This window comes from Alteromonas sp. CH_MED4-4 (genome assembly GCF_037029575.1).
GTDB lineage: Bacteria > Pseudomonadota > Gammaproteobacteria > Enterobacterales > Alteromonadaceae > Alteromonas > Alteromonas macleodii.
This window is the reverse complement of the sequence record NZ_JAYMEU010000056.1, coordinates 1-6,855: the sequence shown is the minus strand read 5'-3', so window position 1 is coordinate 6,855 and position 6,855 is coordinate 1. Positions and strand designations below refer to the sequence as shown.

Sequence of the window (6,855 nt, the reverse complement as noted above, 5' to 3'; positions counted from 1 at the left end):
GCGATCGCTATTCCAATGCTCTGCAATCTTATCGTAATTGGATGCTTGCTGTATGGGATTCATATAAAGTGCCTAACTTTCCAATAACGGGCGCAGACATGTGGGGCATAATGGCGAAGCCGCCCCGCGTGTATGCGTCCCAGCGAACGTAGTGAGTGTGTTGATTGGGTTGTTATGTGAATTTGCTGATTTAATCTTGAAAGTCCTCGGGTATCTCTTCTTTGAAAAGAGTGATTGCTTGTTCGACTAGTTCTAAATCTAGCTGATCTTGGAACAGACTAACTTCTCTTTTCTTTTTGGTGTCGTCTCGGAAGATTTCCATGACCATATTGTTACCTACATATATTTCGACGCCAATACCATCGCGAGCACCAGTGTCACTAGCTATAACGTAATGTTCTATTTTTGAAAACTTCTCACTCATGTAGAAACCCACGATTCACATAACGCCCAACTTTAGGGCACAAATACATGGGCTAAAATAACGAGCGAAGCGAGAGAGCCCATGTGTTTGTGTCCCAGCGAACGCAGTGAGCGATAACAGTTGTTTGTTAGCTGCACAACCCCAAATAACCTATGAATTTGAAGGCCAAAATTAAGCGCCGTCGTTGATATAATATGAATTGAGATTTGGCAAAAGGCCTGTGAGTAAATTCCCACCGTGATGCTTTTATTAGCTGCCTTCTCAGCTGCCTTCTCGGCTATTTGAATTTATTTTTTTAGCAATCAAGTCAATAAAGAGACAAGCTGCACCAGCAAAAACACCAAATACTAGTGCTTCACTTTGTTCTGATATGTACTCTGAAAATACATATAGAAATAAAGTTCCTGCTAAACCAACAAAAACGCCGATGGCTATAGATTTAAATAATGACTCCATTACTTGATACTCCTTTAAACAGCTAACATTAAGCTAAGCGGCGCAGTTGCGTGGGGCATCATGGCGAAGCCGCCCCGCGTAAATGCGTCCGAGCGACCGAAGGGAGTGGTCTTAAGCGCCTTGTTATAAGCAGAGCCAGTTCCTTTGGTCTTTTTTAAAAACTGTTGATGCCAGCATACGATTGATTGTTAACACAAACAAGCAAAACGACTGTGCGGTGATGTTTTTGATTTGACCGAAGCTAGCCGCCATTTGAACTGCCAAACGCATTGGCGCTTACTGACTAAAAATAAGGGTTTTGCGATAAAGCGCCTAATGCGCGACCTTTGAAGGTAATGTGGCGGATTTAAACCTACCACAAGCCAGAGCGATGCTAATGAAAACAGGAGAGGGTAGTTCCACTGGGATTTTCATAAAGCCAAACGCAGTTTAGGCTGACGCCTTATAACATTAAGCTAAGCGGCGCAGTTGCGTGGGGCATAATGGCGAAGCCGCCCCGCGTAAATGCGTCCCAGCGAACGCAGTGAGTGACTTGATTTTTTTGTTATGGGCGTCCCTAAAATTACCTAGAATTTGCATTTAATCTGATACTCCTTTTCTCCAGTTTTCCATTTTGCTGACTAAACCTGGGTAGCGCCAGTCCATGATATAGATAAAAGGCGATAAAAAAAGAACAACCAAACCCAATAACAACAGAGATTCTCTAATAGAGCTGATACCCAATTGGTTAATTTTGGTTTGAATAATAGATAGGAAGAGCAGCATGCCGAAAATAAAAGGTAGCATTAAAAGATAATGCTTAATCAAATTAGAAACTGTTCTTTGTTTAGCTATATGGCGAGTTTGAAGCCTGCAATGAAACTCTACAGTTAACGCATTTAGGATAGTTGCAATTACTGCTATTAAAGCTAATTCAAACAATTAAAATATCCATATCGTAGAAGCACATAACTTTTAAATAAGGGGCGCAGGCATGTGGGGCATAATGGCGAAGCCGCCCCGCGTGTATGCGTCCCAGCGAACGCAGTGAGTGACTTAATTTTTTTGTTAGGTGCGTTTTTCATAATGCCTTACGATTTTTTTGCAAACATCGACGAGTTCTTCGTGGCTTAGGTCGTTTTTACAATCATTTGTGCGCCAACCACAAATTTTAAAATTTGCGTGAGAAAGCCCGTCGTCCAGGTGATCTACAGACGGCAAAAGGGCAAACCGCTTTTTATACTCACGTTTGAGTTTTTTAGAATCATCGTTGTTATATTGACTGAGCAACGTCCAATCTAGTTTTTCACCTGTGTAATAATCAAAACCACCTGATTCACAAACTGCTTCATGAATTGCCACTTTATAACTTGACGTGGTTGCGACTACGTTCCCTCTATTTCTATCTCTTTTTATGTGTGCAACTGCCTTACGAGTTAGCCACTTCAAATAGCTTTCCTGAGTTTGAATCCCTTCTAAAAAATGTGGTAAAGCAAATTTAATCGACATAGCACCTAACTTTTCAATAACGGGCGCAGGCACGTAGGGCACAATGGCGAAGCCGCCCTGCGTGTATGCGTCCCAGCGAACGTAGTGAGTGAGTTTATTGGCTTGTTATGTGGCATGCTTATTCGAAGAAAGAATGCTAGCAGTAGCCAATACACTACCAATAAAGATACCGGTGATACAGAATGCTAGCCCGGCTTCTTGACCAGATAAAACACCAGACTGTAATTGCGAGTAAACAGGTGATAGACCGAAGTAAGCGCCGACAGCACAGCCAATAAAGCTGAATGACAAACCAATTTTAGTTCCTAGTTTCATAGTTAAAAATCCTTCTTATCTTGATTTACCTTTGACACATAACACCCAAATAAGGGGCGCAAACATGGCGGTTATAATCGGAGCGAAGCGACACAACCGCCATGTTTGTGTCCCAGCGAGCCCGCGAGCGACTTAATTTGATTGTTATGTTGCGCTCTATCCTTGAGTGTACTTTTGTTCGCACGAAACAACAGCTGCACATAATCCGCTAACAACTAGAAAGCAAATAGTGGCGGACAATGTACCTAAGCTAAAAAATAAATAAGTTGCTCTGATACTGGGGCCGACAACAAAAGCAGCGCCCCATAGGAGAACAGTAAGAAGAGAGGATATATAAGAAAAAATACCAAGAGCTCTCGCTGCGAATAAAAGAGTTGGTAAATTTACAGTTTGTATCGTTTGATAAGGGTAAAGTTTCATTAAAAAATCCTTTTTATTTACCTTGGAACATCATAGCTACATAACGCCCGCATAACGGGCAAAAATACGTAGGCTACAATACCAAGCGAAGCGCAGGGAGCCTACGTGTTTTTGTCCCTAGCGAGCGCAGCGAGTGTTAATGCGTTTGTTAAATGCCATCTACTCTGACTTTGAAAAACTTAGTTTTTTCACTTAAATGTTGATATGACCAAGGTGGGTTAACTACATTAATGTTAGCAACGCCCAGCGTTGCAAGCCCTTCGAGCGAATAGTACCAGCCGATGAAGCCTTCTTTTTCGACGAAGTCTTTATATTCGGGAGATTGTCCTAGTGTTGTTATTTGCTGGTCCACACCAATTTTTTCGAAGAAGTTTCGTTCACGAACAATGGCTGACTTCATATATTTTTCAAGGTTCTGCTTCGTTGACTCCCGCTCCTCTTCAGGTAGACCCTTAATAAACGAAGTTATTTCTTTCTCCATTCCGGTAGTACCGCCATGGAAACCGATGACTGCATGATTCGATATCCTGTGGTGGTTTGCTGCAGAAAAAACGTAGTTGGCGCATGATGAGAGACAATAATCATTGACCTCGAGCTTCAAATCATAGTCATGAACAATATTACCAAGATCCATTCCATGATTGATTTCACCGCCTTCAGACGTTATCGACAGCCATTCAACTTTACTCTTTCCGTTTTTCAGAATAGAAAGAAGTTTCTCATTTGCTGATGGCGATAACTTACCGCGATAAATTACTGTGTTTTCGTTCAAATCGACTGTTGTTTCAATACCTTGTGCTGACGCGCATGATAAAGAAATAATTAAAATCAAAGACCAGAAAAATTTAAACATGCTGCTTCCTTGTGGCATTTAACACCCGCATAACAGGCAAAAATACGTAGGCTACAATACCAAGCGAAGCGCAGGGAGCCTATGTGTTTTTGTCCCTTGTGTTAATGCGCTTGTTATGTGCGTATGCTCTATAAGAGCGACTTTTCAATGATTATAGAGCTCCAAATGAAGCCTGTTGTTATCGCTATCCAAAAATTTGGAGGCAACTTTAAAAAATAGAAATCATGTTGAAGTCCGCCCTTATAAACTAGTTCAAGATTATCGTTACCATTTACTATTCTTCGAAGCTCCTTCTCGGCATTAATGACGCGACCTTGTGCCTGAGTAACCATAGTTGAAAGAACTAATAAGCTTGCGAAGCCCGCTACTGAAATGCTTACGACTAGCTGTGCACTATCTTTCCAAATCACAGATACAGCAACAAAAAAGAGGCTTTGTACCGTATACAACGTTTTTATTCGTTCTTCTAATCGAGTTGTCTCAAATTCTATTATAGAACGGATCTTTGAGGCTAATTCTTCTAACTCCATGAATGTCTCAATCTCCTTAGCACGTAACACCCGCATAACGGGCAAAAATACGTAGGCTATAATACCGAGCGAAGCGAAGGGAGCCTACGTGTTTTTGTCCCTAGCGAGCGCAGCGAGTGTTAATGCGTTTGTTATATGCCATCTACGCGCTCACACAGCCAGTCATCGGTTAGCGAGTTTCTACTTGCGATGCAACCTGCTGGCAACTGAGCTATCTCATGAAGTGAACCATCAAGGGCAACTGCTTGCTCCATGCTTACAACCATGGTGTCACTAGGTTCGCTAGTTGTGCCACACATAAACGCCCAAGAGTGGTCGTCCGAATAGTGAATTACTTGCAAAATTGGGAAGCCATCTTTAAGCACCTGTTTAGTAATCAGTGCGGCAACGTTTTTTCCTTGATCAAAATTCCATTTCATCGAATATCCTCATGGCATATAACACCCCACTAAGGGGCGATAACACATGGGCTAAAATTAGGAACGAAGTGACGCAGCCCATGTGTTAGCGTCCCAGCGAGCAGCGCGAGCGCCTTTAGTGTTTTGTTAGGTTTCACTTGGTAATTCATATAACCGTCCCTGCTCTTTGTGAAAAACGTTTATCTGTTTGATAACCAACGTTAGTGATTCAAAGCTAATGCGATTGCAGAAGTAAAGAATGAAACTCTCATTTTCTAACTCTTGAGAGAACTCATATTCGATATCAAAAATCTCAGCTAGGACATCCTCGATATAGTCTCTGTGTTCGAAATCTAATAGCTCTATGAATGGTCCGAATTCGTTATGGAAATCTGCTTTTAAACTCGACAAAAGATAACTGAAGTTTGAATTCATGGGTGAACCTAACTTCTAAATATGGGGCACAAACAGGCAGGCTATAATGGCGAAGCCGCCTGCCTGTTTGTGTCCCAGCCCGCCTGCGGGCGACATAATTTTTTTGTTAGCTGCCACTTTCGTTAAACATTTTTGGTGAACGCCAACTAACAAGCCCTGACAATATAAACAATACGGCAAAAGTAAGATACCAATACTCTTGAGTGAGGCCGATAAGCTTTACACTATTGTCGGTAATGAAGTACGTAATAAAAGCAGCAACCAAAATGTGCTGAATTTTTAAGGATTTTTTGTGTGTGCGCTGCCCAATATAGAAGCCAACACCAGCAGGAATGCCACACAAGAAAAACACCAAGAAATACGCTGCAATACTTCCTTGTTTAGCTAGTGAAGTAAGACTAAATAAAACAGCAATCGCCGCAACGGCTAAACCAAAGATCCATGCATCTCTATCTATTGCCAAACCTACCTCCTTGGCAGCTAACGGCCCGCATAACGGGCAAAAATACGTAGGCTACAATACCAAACGAAGCGCAGGGAGCCTACGTGTTTTTGTCCCTAGCGAGCGCAGCGAGTGTTAATGCGTTTGTTATGTGCCTACCCAAAAAAGCAGCCATGTTCGTCACTGCTTACCGTCGAGAATACTGACTCAATTGACTTAACTTGTGGCGTAGGTTCGTAGCTGTTCCATTTTAGGTTTTGACGTAACCAGTAGATTTTCCATATACCTTTAGACTTTACAAAACTGGCTTTAGCAAATGGATATTCTTTAAATTCGCTTGGATTATTCCAAACCGGGCGAATTTCAAAGATAAACAAAGATTGGTCTTCTAAACGCCAGCCAATATCTAGTTTACTTCGAATTTCTGGCGGTGGCCTACGAGCAGCTAGAAACGATTCAGCTGCCTTCTCCACTTTTTTAATTTCAAATTTACTTAAAGCCATAAAATCCTAAATTTCCTCTGGCACATAACTTCCAAATATGGGGCGCGGACATGCAGGCGATAATGGCGAAGCCGCCTGCATGTTTGCGTCCCAGCGAGCGACAGCGAGTGACATAATTTGTTTGTTATACGCCAAGTCAGAACAACCTTTCATAGCTTTTTTGTGCCAACAACATTTGGGTATGGTGTAAAACCCCAGCGCCAAAAACCGCATAGGAAATAAGAAAGAATAACACCAAGTGTAACGAAAAAAGTTATCCAAGAGCCGTCGGTAACAACAAACATCGTTATGAAAGTGACTATGCCAATTAAACCTGAGAAAGACATCCACTTTTCATGAGCTTTACTATCAAATTTCAATCTTTTCTTGCCACCAATAAGAAACAATTCCGTTAAGTTCGCTTTGCAGGAGGGGCACAGAAAGCCTTTATTAAAGCCCAGATTGTGTCCATCTATAGCATCCTTGCAAGGAAACTTAATATGGCAGTTGCAGCAACAGTATTTCATCATGGCGTATAACGCTAAGCTTTGGGGCGCTAGCACGTGGGCTAAAATCCGAGCGAAGCGAGTCAGCCCACGTGTTAGCGTCCCA

At 42.0% G+C, this 6,855-nt stretch carries 11 protein-coding genes; all 11 read right to left on the bottom strand.

Translation table 11 applies throughout. The features are described from left to right. Window positions 1–190: 190 nt before the first annotated feature. Entirely contained in the window at window positions 191–424 is a 234-nt protein-coding gene (locus tag WA381_RS20705; RefSeq protein WP_043960639.1) for a hypothetical protein, read from the bottom strand. Between the two features lie 261 nt (window positions 425–685). Then, window positions 686–880 (bottom strand): hypothetical protein, encoded by a 195-nt coding sequence (locus WA381_RS20700; protein ID WP_156085912.1) that lies wholly within the window; start codon window positions 878–880, stop codon window positions 686–688. 579 nt (window positions 881–1,459) lie between these two features. Beyond that, entirely contained in the window at window positions 1,460–1,801 is a 342-nt protein-coding gene (locus WA381_RS20695; protein ID WP_156085913.1) for a hypothetical protein, read from the bottom strand. 126 nt (window positions 1,802–1,927) lie between these two features. Then, window positions 1,928–2,368 carry a hypothetical protein gene (locus tag WA381_RS20690; RefSeq protein WP_336182973.1) on the bottom strand — a complete coding sequence of 147 codons (441 nt, stop codon included), beginning with the start codon at window positions 2,366–2,368 and terminating at the stop codon, window positions 1,928–1,930. 105 nt (window positions 2,369–2,473) lie between these two features. Then, complete coding sequence (locus WA381_RS20685; RefSeq protein WP_156085915.1) at window positions 2,474–2,683, bottom strand: hypothetical protein; 210 nt, start codon at window positions 2,681–2,683, stop codon at window positions 2,474–2,476. Window positions 2,684–3,251: 568 nt separating this feature from the next. Further along, complete coding sequence (locus tag WA381_RS20680) at window positions 3,252–3,956, bottom strand: hypothetical protein (protein ID WP_156085916.1); 705 nt, start codon at window positions 3,954–3,956, stop codon at window positions 3,252–3,254. Window positions 3,957–4,084: 128 nt separating this feature from the next. Then, entirely contained in the window at window positions 4,085–4,486 is a 402-nt protein-coding gene (locus WA381_RS20675; RefSeq protein ID WP_076012870.1) for a hypothetical protein, read from the bottom strand. Window positions 4,487–4,617: 131 nt separating this feature from the next. Next, complete coding sequence (locus WA381_RS20670) at window positions 4,618–4,905, bottom strand: hypothetical protein (RefSeq protein WP_156085917.1); 288 nt, start codon at window positions 4,903–4,905, stop codon at window positions 4,618–4,620. Between the two features lie 126 nt (window positions 4,906–5,031). Further along, window positions 5,032–5,319: a hypothetical protein gene (locus tag WA381_RS20665; RefSeq protein ID WP_156085918.1), complete on the bottom strand. Its 288-nt coding sequence runs from the start codon at window positions 5,317–5,319 to the stop codon at window positions 5,032–5,034. Between the two features lie 106 nt (window positions 5,320–5,425). After that, window positions 5,426–5,782 carry a hypothetical protein gene (locus tag WA381_RS20660; RefSeq protein ID WP_156085919.1) on the bottom strand — a complete coding sequence of 119 codons (357 nt, stop codon included), beginning with the start codon at window positions 5,780–5,782 and terminating at the stop codon, window positions 5,426–5,428. A 134-nt stretch (window positions 5,783–5,916) separates the two neighbouring features. Next, on the bottom strand, window positions 5,917–6,264 hold the full coding sequence (locus WA381_RS20655) for a DUF3024 domain-containing protein (RefSeq protein WP_061095342.1): 348 nt from the start codon (window positions 6,262–6,264) through the stop codon (window positions 5,917–5,919). Between the last annotated feature and the right edge of the window lie 591 nt (window positions 6,265–6,855).

What these genes read in the sequence shown, in the direction of transcription:
- WA381_RS20685 (WP_156085915.1), bottom strand. Translation starts at nt 2,683, where the DNA reads ATGAAACTAGGAACTAAAATTGGTTTGTCATTCAGCTTTATTGGCTGT.
- WA381_RS20655 (WP_061095342.1), bottom strand. Translation starts at nt 6,264, where the DNA reads ATGGCTTTAAGTAAATTTGAAATTAAAAAAGTGGAGAAGGCAGCTGAA.
- WA381_RS20680 (WP_156085916.1), bottom strand. Translation starts at nt 3,956, where the DNA reads ATGTTTAAATTTTTCTGGTCTTTGATTTTAATTATTTCTTTATCATGC.
- WA381_RS20665 (WP_156085918.1), bottom strand. Translation starts at nt 5,319, where the DNA reads ATGAATTCAAACTTCAGTTATCTTTTGTCGAGTTTAAAAGCAGATTTC.
- WA381_RS20705 (WP_043960639.1), bottom strand. Translation starts at nt 424, where the DNA reads ATGAGTGAGAAGTTTTCAAAAATAGAACATTACGTTATAGCTAGTGAC.
- WA381_RS20700 (WP_156085912.1), bottom strand. Translation starts at nt 880, where the DNA reads ATGGAGTCATTATTTAAATCTATAGCCATCGGCGTTTTTGTTGGTTTA.
- WA381_RS20675 (WP_076012870.1), bottom strand. Translation starts at nt 4,486, where the DNA reads ATGGAGTTAGAAGAATTAGCCTCAAAGATCCGTTCTATAATAGAATTT.
- WA381_RS20690 (WP_336182973.1), bottom strand. Translation starts at nt 2,368, where the DNA reads ATGTCGATTAAATTTGCTTTACCACATTTTTTAGAAGGGATTCAAACT.
- WA381_RS20670 (WP_156085917.1), bottom strand. Translation starts at nt 4,905, where the DNA reads ATGAAATGGAATTTTGATCAAGGAAAAAACGTTGCCGCACTGATTACT.